The following is a 19,460-nucleotide window of genomic DNA, read 5'->3' as shown; positions in this document are numbered from 1 at the left end:
CCCTATGAAGAGCACAGTCATCAAGAACGGCACCATCGTCACCGCCGACCTGACCTACAAGGCCGATGTTAAAATCGAAGGCGGCAAGATCACAGAGATCGGACCCGATCTGACCGGCGGCACAGTGCTCGATGCCACGGGATGTTACGTCATGCCTGGCGGCATTGATCCGCATGTGCATCTGGAAATGCCCTTCATGGGCACATATTCCGCCGATGATTTCGAGAGTGGCACGCGTGCCGCCCTTGCCGGCGGCACGACCATGGTGGTGGATTTTTGTCTGCCCGATCCCGGCCAGTCGCTGCTCGATGCCCTGCAAAGATGGGACAACAAGGCAACGCGCGCCAACTGCGATTATTCTTTCCACATGGCCGTTACCTGGTGGGGCGAGCAGGTCTTCAACGAGATGAAGACTGTGGTTCAGGAAAAGGGCATCAATTCGTTCAAGCACTTCATGGCCTACAAGGGCGCGTTGATGGTGAATGACGACGAGATGTTCGCCTCCTTCTCGCGCTGCGCCGAGCTTGGCGCCATTCCCTTCGTGCATGCGGAAAACGGCGATATCGTCGCGCAGATGCAGGAAAAGCTGATGGCGGAAGGCAATGTCGGGCCGGAAGCGCATGCCTATTCACGGCCGCCCTCCGTCGAAGGTGAGGCCACCAACCGCGCCATCATCATCGCCGATATGGCCGGTGCGCCGCTTTATGTCGTTCATACATCCTGCGAGCAGGCACATGAAGCCATCCGCCGTGCGCGTCAGAACGGCATGCGCGTTTATGGCGAACCGCTGATCCAGCACCTCATCCTCGACGAAAGCGAATATGCCAATGCCGACTGGAACCATGCTGCCCGCCGGGTCATGTCGCCACCCTTCCGCAACCGCCAGCATCAGGATAGCCTCTGGGCGGGTCTCTCCTCCGGCTCGCTGCAATGCGTGGCGACCGACCATTGCGCCTTCACCACCGACCAGAAACGCTTCGGCCTCGGTGATTTCCGCAAGATCCCCAATGGCACCGGCGGGCTGGAAGATCGCATGCCGCTGCTCTGGACCCATGGCGTGGCGACCGGCCGGCTGACGATGAACGAATTCGTCGCCGTCACCTCCACCAACATTGCGAAAATCCTCAACATCTATCCGAAAAAGGGCGCGATCCTCGTCGGCAGCGATGCCGATCTCGTCGTCTGGGACCCGGCGCGGGAAAAGACCATCCGCGCGGAAAACCAGCAATCGGCCATCGATTACAACGTGTTCGAAGGACAGAAGGTGAAGGGCCTACCGCGCTTCACCCTGTCGCGCGGCATCGTCAGCATCGAGGAAAGCACGGTCAAGACGCAGGAAGGTCACGGCACGTTCGTCGCCCGTGATCCCTATCCCGCCGTCAGCAAGGCGCTGTCCACATGGAAAGAGCTCGTCGCGCCACGCAAGGTGGAACGCAGCGGCATCCCGGCATCGGGTGTATGACCTTGAGCACCGATCCGAAACGCGAAATCGTCATCGCTGCCGCCGTTCTCCTGAATGCGCGGCGGCAAATGCTTGTCGTGCGCAAGCGCGGCACCACGCAATTCATGCAGCCGGGCGGCAAGATCGATCCGGGTGAAACGCCTGAGCAGGCGCTTCACCGTGAACTTGCCGAGGAAATCGGCCTCACGCTTCCTGAAAATGCCGCGCGATACGAGGGCATCTTTCGGGAGGAGGCCGCCAATGAGACAGGGGCGGAGGTCGTGGCCCATGCCTTCGTCGCCCAACTGAATATCGACGTTACCCCGCAGGCCGAGATAGAGGAGGTGCGCTGGCTCGATCTGGATGCGGCCTCCAATCTGCCGATCGCCAAACTCACGGAAACACGTATGCTGCCGCTGGCACGCGCAGCCCTGACGGAAAGTGGAAACAAGCCACGATGAACCAAGCCTCGTCCTATTCCGTCGTTTCCGCCGGAAATCTCGGCCTCACCTTCGAAACCGGCGATGGCCCGGTGCACGCGCTTTCCAATGTCGATCTGGAAGTGGGCAAGGGCGAGTTCGTCTCCTTCATCGGCCCTTCCGGCTGCGGTAAGACCACGTTCCTGCGCGTGATTGCCGATCTCGAAAAGCACACATCCGGCGATATCACCGTCAATGGCACCACGCCGGAAAACGCCCGCAAGGACCGGTCCTACGGCTATGTCTTTCAAGCCGCCGCACTCTATCCGTGGCGGACCATCGAAAAGAACATTGCACTGCCGCTCGAAATCATGGGCTATACGAAGGCCGAACAGAGGGAGCGCATCGACCGCACGCTCGATCTCGTCAATCTCAGCGGTTTCAGCAAGAAATACCCATGGCAGCTTTCCGGCGGCATGCAGCAGCGCGCCTCCATCGCCCGCGCGCTGGCCTTCGATGCCGACCTGCTGTTGATGGACGAACCCTTCGGCGCGCTGGACGAGATCGTCCGCGACCATCTGAACGAACAGCTGCTGAAACTGTGGGATACGACCGGCAAGACCATCTGCTTCGTCACCCATTCCATCCCGGAAGCCGTTTATCTCTCGACCAAGATCGTCGTGATGTCACCACGGCCCGGCCGGGTAACGGATATCATCGAATCCACGCTGCCAAGGGAAAGGCCGCTCGAGATCAGGGAGACTCCGGAATTTCTGGCAATTGCGCATCGCGTGCGTGAGGGATTGAAGGCGGGGCATAGCTATGAGGGTTGAGGTCAGCGCCAGCATTACCCCCCATCAACCGAGGGCAACCCGATGACCCTCCTCCGCCACCGCGTCCTCCCCATCCTCACCGTCCTCCTCGCCATCCTCATCGTCTGGCACCTTTCCGTCATCTACCTCAACATGCCCTTCGTCCGCGATCAGGCAAACCGCGCCGGCCGGACGCCGAGCTTCATGGAGCTTCTGCCGCAAACCTTCGCACAGGAGCGCCCGGTTCTCCCCGCCCCGCACCAGATCATCGCGGAACTGTGGGACACCACCGTCAACAAGGCGATCACCTCGAAGCGCAGCCTCGTTTATCACGCGGGCGTCACGCTTTCGGCCACGCTCCTCGGTTTCGCCATCGGCGCGGTGCTCGGCATCCTGCTTGCCGTCGCCATCATCCACAATCGCGCCATGGACCGCTCGGTCATGCCGTGGATCATCGCCAGCCAGACCATCCCCATCCTTGCTGTCGCGCCGATGATCATCGTCGTCCTGAATTCCATCGGCATTTCCGGGCTTTTGCCCAAGGCGCTGATTTCCACCTATCTCTCGTTCTTCCCGATTGTCGTCGGCATGGTGAAGGGCCTCAGAAGCCCCGAAACCATCCAGCTGGACCTGATGCACACCTATAATGCCTCGCCCGCACAAATCTTCTGGAAGCTGCGCTGGCCGTCTGCCCTGCCCTATCTCTTCACCTCGCTGAAGATCGCCATCGCGATTGCGCTGGTCGGGGCCATCGTCGGCGAATTGCCGACGGGCGCCGTCGCCGGTCTCGGCGCCCGTCTGCTCTCCGGCTCCTATTACGGCCAGACGGTGCAGATATGGGCAGCGCTGTTCATGGCCGCCGGTGTGGCCGCCATTCTGGTATCGATCATCGGCATCGCCCACGCTGCCGTCCTCAAGAGAATGGGAGCGCGGCCATGACAAATCCCGTCTGGTTTATTGGCGCAATCCTGTTCTGGCTTGCCGCCTGGGCCTCCAACGAATGGCTGGTGCGCCACACCTTCGCATCACAGTCGGCAAAGCGAATGAGCCGCATGGCCGTACCGCTTCTCTTCGGGCTGGCCATTCTCGCGCTTTGGGAAGGTGTGGTGCGCGGCTTCTCCGTCCCACCCATCCTGTTGCCTGCCCCGAGCGCCATCCTCGCCCGCCTTCTCGGCTCGCTACCGATCCTCTGGGCGGATTTCCGCCAGACCTTCCTCAAATCGGTGCTGACAGGTTATGTGCTCGGCTGCGGCCTCGGTTTCCTCGTCGCCATCCTCATCGACCGCTCGCCTTTCCTGCAACGCGGGCTTCTGCCCATCGGCAATTTCGTCTCCGCTTTGCCAGTCGTCGGCATCGCGCCGATCATGGTCATGTGGTTCGGCTTCGACTGGCAGTCGAAAGTGGCTGTCGTCGTCATCATGACGTTTTTCCCGATGCTGGTGAACACGGTTCAAGGGCTTGCCGCCTCCAGCCACATGGAACGCGACCTGATGCGCACCTATGCCGCAGGCTGGGGGCAGACATTGCTGAAACTGCGCCTGCCCGCCGCCTGGCCCTTCATCTTCAACGCCCTGAAGATCAATTCCACACTGGCGCTGATCGGCGCCATCGTCGCGGAATTCTTCGGCACGCCCATCGTCGGCATGGGTTTTCGCATCTCGGCGGAAATGGGCCGCAGCAATGTCGATATGGTCTGGGCAGAAATTGCCGTGGCGGCGCTCGCAGGCTCAGGATTTTACGGTCTGGTGGCGCTCATCGAGCGCGCCGTCACCTTCTGGCATCCGTCCGTCCGTGGGGGACGAACGTAAATAACGAAAAAGGGAACAGCGATGAAAATGAAACTTGCCTCCATGCTTCTTGCCGGCGCGTCACTTCTGAGCGCATTTGAGGCTCAGGCCGCCGACAAGATCACCCTGCAGCTGAAATGGGTCACCCAGGCGCAGTTCGCCGGTTATTACGTCGCCAAGGACAAGGGCTTTTATGAAGCCGAAGGCCTCGATGTCGATATCAAGCCGGGCGGACCGGATATTGCGCCTGCGCAGGTTCTGGCCGGCGGTGGCGCGGATGTGATCGTTGACTGGATGCCATCGGCACTCGCCACCCGCGAAAAGGGCGTGCCGCTCGTCAACATCGCCCAGCCGTTCAAAACGTCAGGCATGATGCTGACCTGCCTCAAGGAAACCGGCATTACCAAGCCGGAAGATTTCAAGGGCAAGACGCTCGGGGTCTGGTTCTTCGGCAATGAATATCCGTTCCTGTCGTGGATGGCGCACCTGAAAATCCCGACCACCGGCGGCGCGGATGGCGTCACCGTCCTCAAGCAGGGTTTCAACGTCGATCCGCTACTGCAAAAGCAGGCCGCCTGCATTTCCACCATGACCTATAATGAATACTGGCAGGTCATTGATGCCGGCATCAAGCCGGAGGAACTCGTCACCTTCAAATATGAGGACGAAGGCGTGGCAACGCTGGAGGACGGGCTCTACGTTCTCGAAGACAAGCTGAAGGACGCCAAGTTCAAGCAAGACATGGTCAAATTCGTCCGCGCTTCCATGAAGGGCTGGAAGTGGGCGGAAGAACACCCTGACGATGCAGCAGGTATCGTTCTTGAAAATGACGCCTCCGGCGCCCAGACCGAAAAGCACCAGAAGCGCATGATGGGCGAAGTCGCCAAGCTGACCGCCGGCTCGAAGGGCGCGCTGGACAAGGCGGATTACGAGCGCACCGTCAAGACGCTGCTCGGCGGCGGTTCCGATCCCGTCATAACCAAGGAGCCGACAGGCGCCTACACCACTGAAATCACCGATGCGGCGCTGAAATAGTCACGTCGAAGCCGAAAACATGGAAACGCGCGGCCATCACCGCGCGTTTTTTTGCGCGCTGGTGACCCGTTTGATGAATTACAACACTCGGCCATATACAAAAATGTATATCAACCCTCGAGGCTATGCGGATTGATTTGTATAGCAACAACAATTAGAGTCCCCGCCAACAAGACTGCCGAATTTGATCTTGTAAAAAAGCACGAGGCAAAGGTGCTTAAGATTCGCGTTGAGGGGCGTTTGAATCGGGAGGATCGAGAAGGAAGTATTGTGATCCCTTGTTTCACATTCGTTGCCGCATGACCTTTTAAAACACGCCTTCAGGCTGAAGGACATGCGATCGAATATTGCGCGAGCCAAGACACATGCAGCATAAAGTCACGTTTAACCGCTTTGTTTTCCTTTTTCTTTCCGCAACGGCCCTGCCATTTTCGGCCGTGGCCGAGGGAGAAGTGCCGGAACCGGTCAAACAGCAGAACCTGCCTTCCATCATCGTCGCGCACGCCGCAACACGCGATCTCGTGGACCGCATCATCGCCACCGGCACCATCAGGCCCGTGGACGAAATTTATGTACAGCCGCTGGTCGACGGCCTGTCGATCGACGAACTGAACGTCGATATCGGCGACAGGGTCGAGGCGAATGCGGTTCTGGCCGTGCTTTCCTCGGATAGTCTTCTCCTGCAAAAAAGCCAGCTTGAGGCCAACAGGGCCAAGGCGCAGGCCGCCGTTGCGCAATCCAAGGCGCAGGTTTTGGAGGCTGAGGCCAACAAGGCGGATGCCCTTCGCCAGCGCGACCGCGCCGCCAAGCTCGGCCAGAGCGGTTCCGGTTCCGTCTCCGAGACGGAAAAAACCGAGGCCGCTGCCCAGGTTGCGCAGGCACGCCTTGATGCCGCCAAGCAGACCGTTTCCGCCGGAGAGGCAGACATCAAGGTCGTCGACGCGCAGATTGACGACATCAATCTGAAACTGACGCGCACGGGTGTGAAAACCCCCGTCACCGGCATCGTTTCCGCCAAGAATGCCAAGGTCGGCGCCATCGCCAGCGGTGCGGGAAACCCGCTTTTCACGATCATCAAGGACGGCGCGATCGAGCTTGTCGCCGATCTTTCCGAGACTGACATCCAGCGGGTGAAGGCCGGCCAGAAAGCTTTCTTGACGGTTGCCGGCGGAGCCAAAAAAATTGAGGGCAAGGTGCGTCTCGTTTCGCCGACCGTCGATCCGGCCACGCGCCTTGGTTCCGTGCATGTTGTGCTGCCGACGGACAGCCCGGCACGGTCGGGCATGTATGCCAGCGCGGAGATCATCGTAAAAGAGACGAACGCGCTTGCCCTGCCGCTTTCGGCCGTCACCTCCGGGCGTGAAGGCTCAACCACCCGCAAGGTGGAAGGCGACATCGTCAAGCAGGTGAAGATCGAGACCGGCATTGAAGACAGCGGTTTCATCGAGATTGTCAGCGGACTTGCCGCTGGTGACAAGGTTGTCGAGAAAGCTGGAGCATTCGTGCGTGATGGTGACCGGATAAGACCGGTGGAAGGCCAGACGGCTGCGTCCAACTGACTGAGGGAATGAAATGAACTTCTCCGCATGGTCAATCCGTAACCCGATTGCGCCGCTTCTCGGCTTCGCGCTTTTGATGTTCCTCGGCATCCAGGCCTTCAACGCCCTGCCGATCACTCGCTTTCCGAATATCGACGTTCCCGTCGTTGCCGTCACCGTGACCCAGAGCGGCGCTTCGCCGTCCGAGCTGGAAATGCAGGTGACGAAGGAGATCGAAGATGCCGTCGCTGCCATTAGCGGCGTCGACGAAATCCAGTCGACCGTCACCGACGGACAATCCCTGACAACCGTCGTCTTCCGCATCGAAAAGCCGACGGAAGAGGCGGTTCAGGACGTCAAGGACGCTATCGACAAGATCCGCAGCGATCTGCCATCCGACATCGAAGTGCCTGTTGTCAGCAAGATCGACGTGGAAGGCCAGGCAATCCAGACCTTTGCCGTCTCCTCGCCGAACATGACGCTGGAAGAACTGTCCTGGTTCGTGGATGACACCATCAAGCGTTCGCTGCAGGGCAAGTCCGGCATCGGCAAGGTCGACCGTTACGGCGGCGCCGACCGCGAAGTGCGCGTTTCGCTCAGCCCCGAAAAGCTCGACGCCTACGGCATCACCGCAAGCGAAGTGAACGGCCAGCTGCGCGGCACCAATATCGACCTTGGCTCCGGCCGCGGCCAGGTTGGCGGCAACGAACAGACGATCCGCACGCTCGGCGACACCCGCGATGTCACCCAGCTTGCCAACACCACCATCGCGCTCTCCAATGGCCGTTTCGTAAAGCTCGCCGAACTCGGCACCGTCACGGACACCTATGAGGAGCAGAAGTCCTTCTCGCGCTTCAACGGCAACCCGGCCGTTACCTTTGCGGTGTTCCGCTCCAAGGGCGCCAGCGAGGTTTCGGTCGCCAAAACCGTGGCCGAAAGCCTCGATCAGGTCCGCAAGGACCATCCCGACGTCGCGATCCAGATGGTCGATGACGCCGTCTACTTCACCTATGGCAACTATACGGCAGCGCTCGATACGCTGATCGAAGGCGCGGTCCTCGCCGTCATCGTGGTTCTGCTGTTCCTCAGGAACTGGCGCGCTACCCTGATTGCCGCCGTGGCCCTGCCGCTCTCCGCGATCCCGACATTCTGGATCATGGACATCATGGGCTTCTCGCTCAACCTCGTCAGCTTCCTCGCATTGACGCTCGCCACGGGTATTCTCGTGGACGACGCCATCGTGGAAATCGAGAACATCGCCCGCCACATCAAGATGGGCAAGACGCCGTATCGCGCCTCGCTGGAAGCCGCAGACGAAATCGGCCTTGCCGTCATCGCCACCAGCTTCACCATCATCGCCGTCTTCGTACCCGTGTCGTTCATGCCCGGCATTCCCGGCCAGTACTTCATCCAGTTCGGTCTGACGGTCGCCTTCTCGGTGTTCTTCTCGCTGGCGGTCGCCCGTCTCATCACGCCCTTGATGGCCGCCTATCTCATGCGCGCCGAAGACGCGATGGACGACCATGCCGACAATGACGGCTGGCTGATGAAAGCCTATACGCGCATGGTTTCCGCCACCACCTCCAAATGGTGGGCGCGTTACCTGACGCTGGTCGGCGCCATCGGCTTCCTCATTGCTTCCGTCATGCTTCTAAGCCAGGTGCCGGGCAGCTTCCTGCCGCCGGACGACGCCTCGCGCGTAACGCTTTCGGTGGAACTGCCGCCCAATGCGACGCTGGACGAGACAGACCGGACGACGACCGAAATCTTCCACGCCATCCGCGATATCAACGGTGTGGAAAGCGTCTTCATCCTCGGCGGCGCCTCGCCCAAGGGCGATCTGGAGCTTCGCCGCGCCACCGTCAACGTCATTCTCCATCATATCGACCATTCGCTGCTGAAAACCCTTGTCAACAAGGGTCTCGGCTCGCTTCCGCTTGTCGGCCAATATCTTCCGAAGATCGAGGAAAAGGGCCGTGTCCGTCCGCAGTGGGATGTGGAGCGGGATATCTTCGCCAAGGTCCGAAGCATTCCGGATGTGCGCATCATCAAGCTGAACGACCGCGCGGAACGCGAACTGAGCTTCAACTTCCTCTCGTCCAACGAGAAGGATCTGAACGACGCCGTCGGCATTCTCGAAAGCCGCCTGCGCGCCTCGCCCATCCTTGCCAATGTCAGCTCGGAGGGAGCGCTTCCCCGTCCTGAACTGCAGATCCGCCCGCGCAAGGACGAGATCGCCCGCCTCGGAATCACGCCGCAGCAGATTTCGCAGACGGTGCGTGTCGCCACCATCGGTGACATCGACGCACAGTTGACGAAAATCTCGCTGGACGACCGGCAGATCCCGATCCGCGTGCAGGCATCCATCGATACCCGCCGTGACCTCGCCACCATCCGCGCGCTGAAGGTCAAGACCGCATCCGGTTCGCTGGTGCCGCTCTACAGTGTTGCCGATATCGACTATTCGGAAGGTCCAAGCTCGATCAAGCGCAACGACCGCAACCGCGTCGTCTCCATCGGCTCCGATGTACCGTTCGGCACAGCGCTCGATACATCGACGGCGGAGTTCAAGCGGATCGTTTCGGAAACCGAACTGCCGGCAAGCGTTCGCCTTGCCGAAAGCGGCGATGCCAAGGTGCAGGGCGAAATGCAGCAGGGCTTCGTCAACGCCATGCTGCTCGGCCTGCTTCTGGTGCTGGTGGTGCTTATCCTTCTGTTCAAGGATATCATCCAGCCTTTCACCATCCTGTTCTCACTGCCACTCGCCATTGGCGGCGTGGCCGTGGCGCTCATCATCACGCAGAACGCGCTTTCCATGCCCGTTCTCATCGGCATTCTGATGCTGATGGGTATCGTGACGAAAAACGCCATCCTTCTGGTGGACTTCGCCATTGAAATGCGCCGGCACGGCATGGAACGGGTGCATGCCATGGTCGAGGCCGGCCGCAAGCGCGCCCGCCCGATCATCATGACCTCCATCGCCATGTCGGCGGGCATGTTGCCCTCGGCACTTGGCGTCGGCGAAGGCGGCTCCTTCCGCGCGCCGATGGCGATTGCGGTGATCGGTGGCATCATCGTCTCCACGGTGCTGTCCCTGATCGTGGTCCCCGCCTTCTTCCTGATCATGGATGACCTGTCGCGCCTGCTCGCCCACCTCTTCGGCCGCTTCGTCGGCAAGAAGGAAGAGGAGGAAGAGTCGCTCTCCAACGAAAAACTCTCGGAGATCGCCCGCGAAAACAGCCTGGCGCTCTCCTCGCTGGAAGCGCGCGTCGCCGGCATGGAAAAAGGCTCCGGTGAAAAATCCGGTGACAAGGGCAGCAATATATTGCGGTTGCCGCCGCTCGCTGCCGAGTGAAAGTTAAAACGCCGGGTCCAGTGCCCGGCGTTTCCTTTTGTGGTGAGTTTGCTTGGTCGCGACTGCGTTGCGGCTGGCTTCTTCTCCACGCCGGGGAGAAGAGATAGGCCGCACCCGCTCGCTCCACATTTCCCTGCTCCCCGCACAACAACGCCAAACCCATTTGATCGAAATCAATTCGCTTTTCAGGTGAACTGCTAATCTCCCTCGCATCGGGAATTGCCGGTCGAAGGATAATGCGATGAGCTCTTTTCAGATAGGCGTGAGGGAAAAGGAACATCCCCGGTTTCGTATCGCTTCGGACAACCCGGCAAAAGGTTTGAGCGGGAGCCGGATGGACGTGAACAAGACCGTAAAGCTGAGCAACAGGGACAGGAACATTCTGCTGCGCGTGCCCCTGATAGGGATTGCGGATGAAGCGGCGGCGTTGAAACTGATGGAGGCGGCAACCGTCACCAATCTCAATGCCCGCCATGTGCTCTTCAAGGAGGGCGAGGCAGCGCAATATTTCTACTGTGTGCTGTCGGGCTATGTCCGCCTTTACCGGCTGGACAGGCACGGGCGCGAGGCGGATGTGCGTGTCAGCGGTCCGGGCGATACCTTCAACGAATGCCTGATCTTCGGCAGCGACAGCTATCGTTACAGCGCGCAGGCGGCGGAAAGCTGCACCGTGGCGCGTTTCGAACTGGCAAGAATCCGCAGCCTTGTGGATCAGGAACCGGCAATCGCCAAGGCCGTGATGCGCTGCCTCTCCAACAGCCTGCTCGGCACCATGGATTGCATTGCCAACGACCGGCTGCAAACCGCGCCGCAACGCGTTGCCCATTACCTGATCAATCAGGGGCCTCGCGACGCTACGTCCTTTTCGCTGCGTCTGCCGTTCCAGAAAAGCCTGCTCGCCGGCAAGCTCGGCCTTGCGCCGGAAGCGCTGTCGCGCGCTTTCTCCGCACTGAAAAAGGCGGGCGTCACCGTTCGCGGCCGCATCGTGCAGGTCAATGATGTCGCGGCGCTGAAGCAGATTTGAAGAAGTACCGGGGAGAGGAAGAGGACGGGACGCCTACGGGTATCCCGTCCTCTAATTTTTTGTCGAGCAGGATATCAGACCGGCTGCGGCACGAAGCGGAAGCGATCGCCCTCTCGCTCGACGCGGAAAAACCCGCCAAGATGGCCGCCGGAAACCAGCCAGCCGTGATCGGCAACCTGGGTCAGCGCATCGAGACGTGTCGAGTATGCGGTTTCGGAATCGATATCATAGACGAAACCGATACCCGGATCGTCCGCCTGCAACGCGCTCACATGCAGCACATCGCCCCACAATAACAGCCGGTCATCGCCGTTACCGATGAGATAGCCGGTATGGCCAGGCGTATGGCCGGGCATGGCGATGGCTTCCATACCCTCGGCAATCCTGCCAGTTGGGATTGGCCGCAGCATGGCACCACAAATGTCGAGCAGCCGGGCGGCAATATCGAAGGCGCCCTGCCTCGCAGGCGGCAATCTCTTGCGTGCATCCTCGCTGGTGAAAAAGGCAAGATCGGCCTCGGGCACCCATATGTCCGCATTGGGAAAATAAGGCTGGTCGCCTTCGATAAGTCCCAGCGCATGGTCGCCGTGAATATGGGTGAGGATAACACGGCTGACATCATCAGGCTGGATCCCAGCGGCAATCATCCCCGCACGGGCATGGCCGTAGGTCGGCCCCCAGGCCGTGCCGCAACCGGTGTCTATCAGCGAAATACCATCAGGCCCTGACAGCACAAAACAGTTGACGTCCATATCCACCGTTTCGCCCTCATGCCCGGCAAGCGCCGCCGCCAGCGCATCCGCGCCCTGCCGGTGGATCAGGTGGCCGACAGGCGCCTTGTAGACACCATCGACAAAGCGGGAAACGTCATAGGAACCAAAACGGAGGGGCGTGGTCATGTCTCAGAGACCGCCCTGCTCTTTCAGGAAACCGACGATGCGATCGACACCCTCGCCGCGCTTCATGTCGGTAAAGACGAAAGGCATGGCATTGCGCATGCGGGTGGCGTCACTGTCCATCACCGTCAGATCAGCGCCGACGTAAGGGGCAAGGTCTTTCTTGTTGATGACCAGCAGGTCCGAGCGGGTGATGCCCGGCCCGCCCTTGCGCGGAATTTCCTCGCCCTGACAGACGGAGATCACATAGATGGTGATATCGGCAAGATCGGGCGAGAAAGTCGCCGCAAGATTGTCGCCACCGGATTCGATGAAGACAACATCGAGATCGGGAAAGCGCGCATTGAGACCGGCAATCGCCTGCAGATTGATCGTCGCATCCTCACGGATGGCGGTATGCGGACATCCGCCCGTCTCCACTCCAACGATACGCTCGGACGGCAGCGCCTGCATGCGCACCAGCGCTTCCGCATCCTCCTTGGTGTAGATATCGTTGGTAACGACGGCGACGGAGTAATCGGCGCTCATCGCCTTGCAAAGCTTTTCCGTCAGCGCGGTCTTGCCGGAACCGACCGGCCCGCCAATGCCGACGCGCAGCGGACCGTTGCCCGATTTCATGCCCGATGTCACAACCATGTTCCCTTCAATATGCTTTGATGTTGTCCCACCATAACGCTTCGCACGACCGCTTCAAGGGCGGCAATGCTGCATTGCGGCGAGATATTCAGGAGCGGAAAAGCCGCGTTCCCTGCATCTCGTGCCGCATGGTCGCGGTGTCGGCGATAACAGTTGCGCTGCCGAGATCGTCGAGCGTGGATTGCACTGCCCGTGCCGCCATTTCGCCAATCGACGCCTCGCTTGCGGCGAGAATGGCAACGCCATCCTTCTGCCCCGCGACGCCGAGGCGGATACCGGCGGAGACGATCTGCGAAACACCGGCATGCAGGAATGCGGCAACCGTTTCCCGAAGCGGCACGCCATGCCCTGCCGCCACCGCACCTATGGCAACAGGATAAGGAACCTCTTTCGGCAACAGCTCAAGAACCGCGTTCGGCCAGGCGCCGGCGGCGGAAACGAAGGCATCGCCGAGGAGCACCGTCTCGCGGTTGCGCTCCGCAGAACCGGCGAGCGCGCGAGCCAGATCCGCCGCTTCACTCAGGGCGACGGCGTCCGTTCCATTACGCCAGGCATCAGCCAGAAATACCGCATCGTTCCACAGACTGCCGGAACGCAGAAGCACCTCCACCCAGCCGTAAAGACCGGCGGCATCACTGACGCGCCGGTCCTCCACCGCCTTTTCAAGGCCGCCAGAATAGGAAAAGCCGCCGACAGGAAAGGCCGGCGACATCCAGGCCATGAGCCGCAGCAGCGCGGCAACGCCGCGATCTTCGCTCATGCCTCAGCCATGGTCGTGATGGTGACCATGGTCATGCCCGTGCCCATGACCGTGGGAATGGCCGCCATGGGCGTGGTAAGCACCGCGCGCTGGCTGGAAAGGTTCTTCCACATCACGCACTGTTGCGCCAAGGCCTTCCAGCATCGCGCGGATCACGTGGTCACGCAGGATGAGAATACGCTCCTCCTCGATCTGCGCCGAAAGGTGCCGGTTGCCCAGATGCCAGGCAAGCTCGATCAGGTGAAGACGGTCCTTCGCCTTGATTTCGAACAGCTTTTCGTCCGCAGCGCGAACCTCCACCAGATCACCGTTCTCCACCACCAGCAGGTCGCCATGGGCAAACAGCACAGCTTCCTTCAAATCCAACATCACCATCTCGTCATTCTGCAAATGCAGAAGTTTGCGGCGCAGATGTCGCTGGTCATGCGCGAGAGTGACATAACCTGAAGGTTCGTCGGCTGGAGTTCCGGCGGGGTGATAGGACGTGACGCGCAGCATGGGATGATCCATTTCAGAAACAGTCTTGGGGTTCCGATTGTTGACGGATAGCCCGGCCGATTTCAAGGCGTGTTTTCAGGTCGAACGCGTCTCGGAAAACGAAAAAGCCCGGCATCGCTGCCGGGCCTTGTCAAAAAAAGCAAACCGCAATCAGGCCGCAGCGCGGCTCTTCAGGTTTTCCAGAATGTTCTGCGGCGAGGAAACGCCGTAAGGGTCGGTATCGCTATTATCGCAATAGCCCTCTTCCTCGAACCACTGCTCCACCAGACCGTCGTTGATGACGGCGGCGTAACGCCAGGAGCGCATGCCGAAACCGAGATTGTCCTTGGCGACCAGCATGCCCATCTTGCGGGTGAACTCGCCCGAACCGTCAGGAATGACCTTGACGTTTTCGAGGTTCTGGCCTTTTGCCCAGGCGTTCATCACGAAGGCATCGTTGACCGACAGGCAATAGATTTCATCGACGCCGAGCGCGCGGAATTCGCCCGCGAGCTTTTCGAAATCGGGAAGCTGGTAGGTCGAGCAAGTCGGCGTGAAAGCGCCGGACAACGAGAAGAGAACGACCTTTTTGCCCTTGAAGTAATCGTCGGAGGTCATGTCCTGCCAACGGAAAGGGTTGGGGCCACCAACGGCCTCGTCGCGAACACGCGTGCGGAAGGTAACGGCGGGCACTTTTTTGCCGAGCATGTCTTGTCTCCTGATCTGTCTTCAATTTTCTGGCGTTTTGCACGGATCGCTTGGGACCGATCCGCACGGAATTCTTTTGCCGTTTCTTTAGCGCAAGATGCGCTGCGGTGCAGCATAAAAATCGGATTACCAGACGTCAAATCAACGAAACGTCGCACCGCGGGAAGATCAATTGTGCAGCGCTACCGACCAGCGCAACAGTGGCGGCAACGGTGTCCACCAGCCGGTGCGAATGCCGGCTTGCCGCAGCATGGCGGCAGACCACGTGTTGCAGCCGGCCAGCGCATTGAACCAGCCATTCGCCTCGAAAAATCCATCCGTCAGGCTGTAGGAAGCACCGGGTATAAGCTTAACTTTGCCATCGTCCCGCAGGAAGCTCGCACGAATGCCCGCCACAAGTCGCTGATATCCCGCTTCGGAAATGCGAAGGCGCTTCACCCCGGCAAGGTCGGCGGGAAAATCCCCCGTCACATCCACATGCATCACCGACTGGTCGAGTGTCAGAGAGCGCAAGACCGGCATCGGCTTCAGGTCGGCCCAAGTCGGCGTCTGTATGTAAAACGACCGGCCACCCCAGCCGAACACCAGATAGGCAGCAGCCGGATGGTTGACCGCGATACCGCCCTCCTGCAATTCGGAAAAGACCCGCCGCAGATCGTCATCAACAGGCAGGGCGATATCGGTATGGATCGGATTGGATAACAGCAATATCGCGCGATCCCTCACGCCGCTTGTTTCATCGGCAAAAAAGGGTCGCGGCACGACGGTGCCGAGCACAAGAAGCAGGATGATCAGCAGCAGGCCACCGCCGATCCACCTTGTGATAAATCTCACCACGAAACGCCGTTAAAACAGGAAATAACGCTGCGCCATCGGCAGCACCGTCGCCGGTTCACAGGTCAGAAGCTCGCCATCGGCGCGCACCTCATACGTTTCCGGGTCAACCTCGATATGCGGAGTCAGCGAATTGTGGATCATCGAGGCCTTGGAAATGCCGCCGCGCACGTTCTTCACCGCCATCAGTTTCTTGGCAACACCAAGACGCCCTGCAAGGCCGGCATCCAGCGACGCCTGACTGACAAATGTAACCGAGGAATTGGTGCGCAGCTTGCCATAGGCGGCAAACATCGGGCGGTAATGCATCGGCTGCGGCGTGGGAATGGAGGCATTCGGATCGCCCATCGGTGCCGCGGCGATGGAACCGCCGAGCAACACCATTTCAGGCTTCACGCCGAAGAATGCCGGGTTCCACAACACCAGATCGGCACGCTTGCCGACTTCGATGGAGCCGATCTCATGGCTGACGCCCTGCGCGATGGCCGGGTTGATGGTATATTTGGCGATGTAACGGCGGACGCGGAAATTGTCGTTTTCGCCGGTCTCTTCCTTCAGACGGCCGCGCTGGCGCTTCATCTTGTCAGCCGTCTGCCAGGTGCGAATTGCCACTTCGCCGACACGGCCCATGGCCTGGCTGTCGGAGGAAATGATCGAGAACGCGCCGATATCGTGGAGAATATCCTCCGCCGCGATGGTTTCCTTGCGGATGCGGCTTTCGGCGAACGCGATATCCTCAGGGATGGACGACGACAGGTGGTGGCACACCATCAGCATATCCAGATGTTCGGCCAGCGTATTGATGGTGTAGGGCCGCGTCGGATTGGTGGAAGACGGGATGACGTTCGGATTGCCGCAGACCTTGATGATATCAGGCGCATGGCCACCGCCTGCCCCTTCGGTGTGGAAGGCATGGATGGTGCGGCCCTTGATGGCGGCAACCGTGTCCTCCACGAAACCGCTCTCGTTCAGCGTATCGGTGTGGATCATCACCTGCACGTCATATTCGTCAGCCACCGTCAGGCAATTGTCGATGGCGGCGGGCGTCGTGCCCCAGTCCTCGTGCAACTTCAGCGATGAGGCACCGGCAAGGATCATCTCTTCCAGCGGCGCGGGCAACGAAGCATTGCCCTTGCCCGCCAATGCGAGGTTCATCGGGAAAGCATCGAAGCTCTCGATCATCCGCTCGATGTGCCACGCGCCGGTGCAGGTGGTGGCAAGCGTGCCATGCGCGGGGCCGGAACCGCCGCCCAGCATGCAGGTAACGCCGCTCATCAGCGCTTCTTCGATCTGCTGCGGGCAGATGAAGTGGATATGTGCATCCATGCCACCGGCAGTCAGAATCTTGCCTTCGCCGGCAATCGCCTCTGTCGAAGGGCCGACAATGATTGTCACGCCCGGCTGCGTATCGGGGTTGCCCGCCTTGCCGATGGCGTGGATGCGCCCGTTCTTCAGGCCCACATCCGCTTTGTAGATGCCGCTATGGTCGACGATGACGACGTTGGTGATGACGGTATCGACAGCGCCCTCGGCCCGCGTCGCCTGGCTCTGGCCCATGCCGTCGCGAATGACCTTGCCACCGCCGAATTTCACTTCCTCGCCATAGGTCGTGTAGTCCTTCTCGATCTCGATGAAGAGTTCGGTATCGGCAAGACGCACCTTGTCGCCGACGGTCGGGCCGAACATGCCGGCATAGGCGGCGCGGGAAATCTTGTAAGGCATGGGTTCAGGCTCCTTCGGACGCGGAGAAAATCGATATGGGAGAAATTCGTGTCAGCCGGCCCTCGTGTGTGAGGGCCTCTACAAGCTGTTTTTCGGCGGCAAACGGATGCCCGTTCCAGCCTTGATGACCAAAGCCCGCAATCGCCACCTCGTCATCGCCGCCGCTCACGGTCTCCAGAACATGGGCGATGGCAAGAAGCCCGGTGCTCGGGCAGACGTAAGGGGCCGGCGCATAGACCTGCAATGCGTGATCAAGCCGCTCATGCACCCCGCGCGGAATGACGAGGTGGCTCTTGCCGGTCTCTTCGGCTAATGCTGCGAAACCGGCGGTATAATCGGCACAAAAATCGGTCAGTTCGGGCCAGCGAGCGCGGATATCCGGCTCCATCTGCGAAAATTTCGCGGGATCGCGCACCGACCAGATGGCGGAAGCCTGCTGCACCCCCTCATTGTCGCGCCACGCGGCCCCTTCGCTCATCTCGCGGCCGGGCCGGCCGGTGTTGCAAACGGCCACCACATCCGTGCGGCTGCCGCCAGCGCCCAGCGAACGGCAATCGTTGAAGCGGATGACAATGTCGGAAAGGTCGATGAGATCAGCCACGCCCTGCGGCATTTCTCCGTTTCCGACAATCATGATCCGCCGCCCCATACCGTTCAGAAACCTTCGGACAACTGGCGCAATTCATCAGCGCGCTTATTGCTCATATCGGCCAGGCATGAGGAAACCAGCATCGGCTCCATCGTGCCGCCACGCGCCTGAAACCCGAAGGCATCACAATTTGCATCGCGAAACGCCACCCAGGCACGCTGGGCGGCAACCAATGCATCCACGGCACCCTTGCCGCTTTCGTCTGCCGTCTTGTCACGCTCCGCAAGCTGCTTGCGAACCTTCTGGTAGGCGGCGTTCAACTGCTTGTCGGCCTTTTCGTAATCCTTGCCGGCGCAGATGGTCATATCGGCCTGCGTTTGCGGCGAGGTGCAATCGGGCGCGTCATCGGCAAATGCGGGAGACGCCGCAAGAGACAGCAGGACAGCCGCACCGAAACAGAATTTTTTCAAAGTCATGGCCATCACTCAGGCAGCCGCGCCATCGAAAGCCTGCGGCTTCAGCGCACGCGGATCGACACCATCAAGGCAATTGGTATTCACCGCCACCATCGGCGTCCCATCCGGCCCATCGGCATAGGCAAAACTCTCAATGCCGCAGGTGGCGCAGAACAGATGATGGATCTTGTGCTTGTTGAAGAGATATTCCGTCAGCTTGTCGTCGCCGGAAAGCAGGGTGAATTTTTCGCGCGGCGCAAAGGCAAGCGTCGAGCCCAAGCGCTTGCAGCGCGAGCAATTGCACACGACCGTGTGGTCGAGATCGGCATCGACCTCGAAGCTCACGTCGCCGCATTGGCAACTTCCGTGATAATGCGCCGTCGCCATCTCATAACCTCCCCATGATCTGTTGACGAAACCCGTAAACCTCGCGCTTGCCGGAAAGCGGCACCAGCGTCACTTCCCGCTTCTGGCCGGGTTCAAAACGAACCGCAGTGCCGGCCGGAATGTCGAGACGCATGCCGCGCACCTTGTCGCGGTCGAAGACAAGACCCGCATTGGTCTCGAAGAAATGGTAATGGCTGCCCACCTGAACCGGCCGGTCACCGGTATTGGCCACCTCGATCGTCACCGTCGGCTGGCCGGCATTGAGTTCGATGGTGCCCTCTGCGGCAATGATTTCGCCTGGTTTCATGGTGCTCCCCTTTGTCTCTCTCAAGCAGCGGTGGCTGCCGCGCAGCCTTCAGCCTTCAGCACCCGTGTCGTCGATGCCGGATTGTTGACGAGTTTGGCCGCCGGGCGGATGGGCCTGCGAACCAGCTCGCCGCCGCAATTCGGGCAGGCGCCTTTGAGCACATCGGTCGCGCAATCGGCGCAAAAGGTGCATTCGAACGAGCAGATCATCGCAACCCGGCTGTCGGGGGCAAGATCACGGTCGCAGCATTCGCAATTGGGCCGAAGCTCCAGCGCCAT

General features: G+C 60.3%; 21 protein-coding genes. 9 read left to right on the top strand and 12 right to left on the bottom strand.

Going from position 1 to position 19,460, the window contains the following annotated elements:
- Positions 1-4 precede the first annotated feature (4 nt).
- The 9 genes from hydA (at position 5) to AC1DCP_RS22075 (ending at position 11,411) form a co-directional block, all read left to right on the top strand.
- Positions 5-1,462 (top strand): dihydropyrimidinase, encoded by a 1,458-nt coding sequence (gene hydA, locus AC1DCP_RS22115; protein ID WP_065687528.1) that lies wholly within the window; start codon positions 5-7, stop codon positions 1,460-1,462.
- A complete protein-coding gene (locus AC1DCP_RS22110; RefSeq protein WP_019565127.1) occupies positions 1,459-1,902 on the top strand; it encodes an NUDIX hydrolase in 444 nt (147 codons plus the stop codon). The genes hydA and AC1DCP_RS22110 overlap by 4 nt, the downstream gene beginning before the upstream one ends.
- The gene (locus AC1DCP_RS22105; RefSeq protein ID WP_065687527.1) at positions 1,899-2,693 is read left to right on the top strand and encodes an ABC transporter ATP-binding protein; all 795 of its coding nucleotides are present in this window, start codon (positions 1,899-1,901) and stop codon (positions 2,691-2,693) included. The genes AC1DCP_RS22110 and AC1DCP_RS22105 overlap by 4 nt, the downstream gene beginning before the upstream one ends.
- Before the next feature lie 42 nt (positions 2,694-2,735).
- Positions 2,736-3,611, top strand: a complete 876-nt coding sequence (locus tag AC1DCP_RS22100; RefSeq protein ID WP_112153294.1) for an ABC transporter permease — start codon at positions 2,736-2,738, stop codon at positions 3,609-3,611.
- The gene (locus AC1DCP_RS22095) at positions 3,608-4,480 is read left to right on the top strand and encodes an ABC transporter permease (RefSeq protein WP_013636703.1); all 873 of its coding nucleotides are present in this window, start codon (positions 3,608-3,610) and stop codon (positions 4,478-4,480) included. Before AC1DCP_RS22100 ends, AC1DCP_RS22095 begins: the two co-directional genes overlap by 4 nt.
- A 21-nt stretch (positions 4,481-4,501) precedes the next feature.
- Entirely contained in the window at positions 4,502-5,494 is a 993-nt protein-coding gene (locus AC1DCP_RS22090) for an ABC transporter substrate-binding protein (RefSeq protein ID WP_003513879.1), read from the top strand.
- Between the two features lie 365 nt (positions 5,495-5,859).
- The gene (locus AC1DCP_RS22085; protein ID WP_065687525.1) at positions 5,860-7,053 is read left to right on the top strand and encodes an efflux RND transporter periplasmic adaptor subunit; all 1,194 of its coding nucleotides are present in this window, start codon (positions 5,860-5,862) and stop codon (positions 7,051-7,053) included.
- A gap of 13 nt (positions 7,054-7,066) precedes the next feature.
- Positions 7,067-10,387: an efflux RND transporter permease subunit gene (locus AC1DCP_RS22080; RefSeq protein ID WP_065687524.1), complete on the top strand. Its 3,321-nt coding sequence runs from the start codon at positions 7,067-7,069 to the stop codon at positions 10,385-10,387.
- A gap of 334 nt (positions 10,388-10,721) precedes the next feature.
- Complete coding sequence (locus AC1DCP_RS22075; RefSeq protein ID WP_019565122.1) at positions 10,722-11,411, top strand: Crp/Fnr family transcriptional regulator; 690 nt, start codon at positions 10,722-10,724, stop codon at positions 11,409-11,411.
- 74 nt (positions 11,412-11,485) lie between these two features.
- Here AC1DCP_RS22075 and aidB read toward each other — a convergent pair whose 3' ends face one another.
- The 12 genes from aidB to AC1DCP_RS22015 all read right to left on the bottom strand — a co-directional run bounded on the left by aidB (position 11,486) and on the right by AC1DCP_RS22015 (position 19,460).
- Positions 11,486-12,310: an AidB family quorum-quenching N-acyl homoserine lactonase gene (gene aidB, locus AC1DCP_RS22070; RefSeq protein WP_174049900.1), complete on the bottom strand. Its 825-nt coding sequence runs from the start codon at positions 12,308-12,310 to the stop codon at positions 11,486-11,488.
- Positions 12,311-12,313: 3 nt separating this feature from the next.
- Positions 12,314-12,925 carry an urease accessory protein UreG gene (gene ureG, locus AC1DCP_RS22065; protein WP_013636707.1) on the bottom strand — a complete coding sequence of 204 codons (612 nt, stop codon included), beginning with the start codon at positions 12,923-12,925 and terminating at the stop codon, positions 12,314-12,316.
- 106 nt (positions 12,926-13,031) lie between these two features.
- Positions 13,032-13,703 (bottom strand): urease accessory protein UreF, encoded by a 672-nt coding sequence (locus tag AC1DCP_RS22060; RefSeq protein WP_162696141.1) that lies wholly within the window; start codon positions 13,701-13,703, stop codon positions 13,032-13,034.
- Positions 13,704-13,706: 3 nt separating this feature from the next.
- Positions 13,707-14,201: an urease accessory protein UreE gene (gene ureE, locus AC1DCP_RS22055; RefSeq protein ID WP_038492924.1), complete on the bottom strand. Its 495-nt coding sequence runs from the start codon at positions 14,199-14,201 to the stop codon at positions 13,707-13,709.
- A 150-nt stretch (positions 14,202-14,351) separates the two neighbouring features.
- On the bottom strand, positions 14,352-14,888 hold the full coding sequence (locus AC1DCP_RS22050; RefSeq protein ID WP_476774619.1) for a redoxin family protein: 537 nt from the start codon (positions 14,886-14,888) through the stop codon (positions 14,352-14,354).
- A 168-nt stretch (positions 14,889-15,056) separates the two neighbouring features.
- Positions 15,057-15,725 (bottom strand): TIGR02117 family protein, encoded by a 669-nt coding sequence (locus AC1DCP_RS22045; protein WP_162696142.1) that lies wholly within the window; start codon positions 15,723-15,725, stop codon positions 15,057-15,059.
- 9 nt (positions 15,726-15,734) lie between these two features.
- Positions 15,735-17,444 (bottom strand): urease subunit alpha, encoded by a 1,710-nt coding sequence (gene ureC / locus AC1DCP_RS22040; protein ID WP_013636712.1) that lies wholly within the window; start codon positions 17,442-17,444, stop codon positions 15,735-15,737.
- A gap of 4 nt (positions 17,445-17,448) precedes the next feature.
- A complete protein-coding gene (locus AC1DCP_RS22035) occupies positions 17,449-18,093 on the bottom strand; it encodes a hypothetical protein (RefSeq protein ID WP_038492010.1) in 645 nt (214 codons plus the stop codon).
- A gap of 5 nt (positions 18,094-18,098) precedes the next feature.
- Positions 18,099-18,509 carry a lysozyme inhibitor LprI family protein gene (locus AC1DCP_RS22030; protein ID WP_025594323.1) on the bottom strand — a complete coding sequence of 137 codons (411 nt, stop codon included), beginning with the start codon at positions 18,507-18,509 and terminating at the stop codon, positions 18,099-18,101.
- 9 nt (positions 18,510-18,518) lie between these two features.
- Positions 18,519-18,875 carry a GFA family protein gene (locus AC1DCP_RS22025; RefSeq protein ID WP_038492016.1) on the bottom strand — a complete coding sequence of 119 codons (357 nt, stop codon included), beginning with the start codon at positions 18,873-18,875 and terminating at the stop codon, positions 18,519-18,521.
- Position 18,876: 1 nt separating this feature from the next.
- Positions 18,877-19,182 carry an urease subunit beta gene (locus AC1DCP_RS22020; RefSeq protein WP_003491734.1) on the bottom strand — a complete coding sequence of 102 codons (306 nt, stop codon included), beginning with the start codon at positions 19,180-19,182 and terminating at the stop codon, positions 18,877-18,879.
- A 20-nt stretch (positions 19,183-19,202) separates the two neighbouring features.
- A complete protein-coding gene (locus tag AC1DCP_RS22015; RefSeq protein WP_003513907.1) occupies positions 19,203-19,460 on the bottom strand; it encodes a DUF1272 domain-containing protein in 258 nt (85 codons plus the stop codon).

The sequence above is a fragment of the Agrobacterium sp. 10T429 genome (assembly GCF_056393925.1).
The sequence above is the reverse complement of the archived record's forward strand: the minus strand, read 5'-3'. Positions and strand labels throughout refer to the sequence as shown.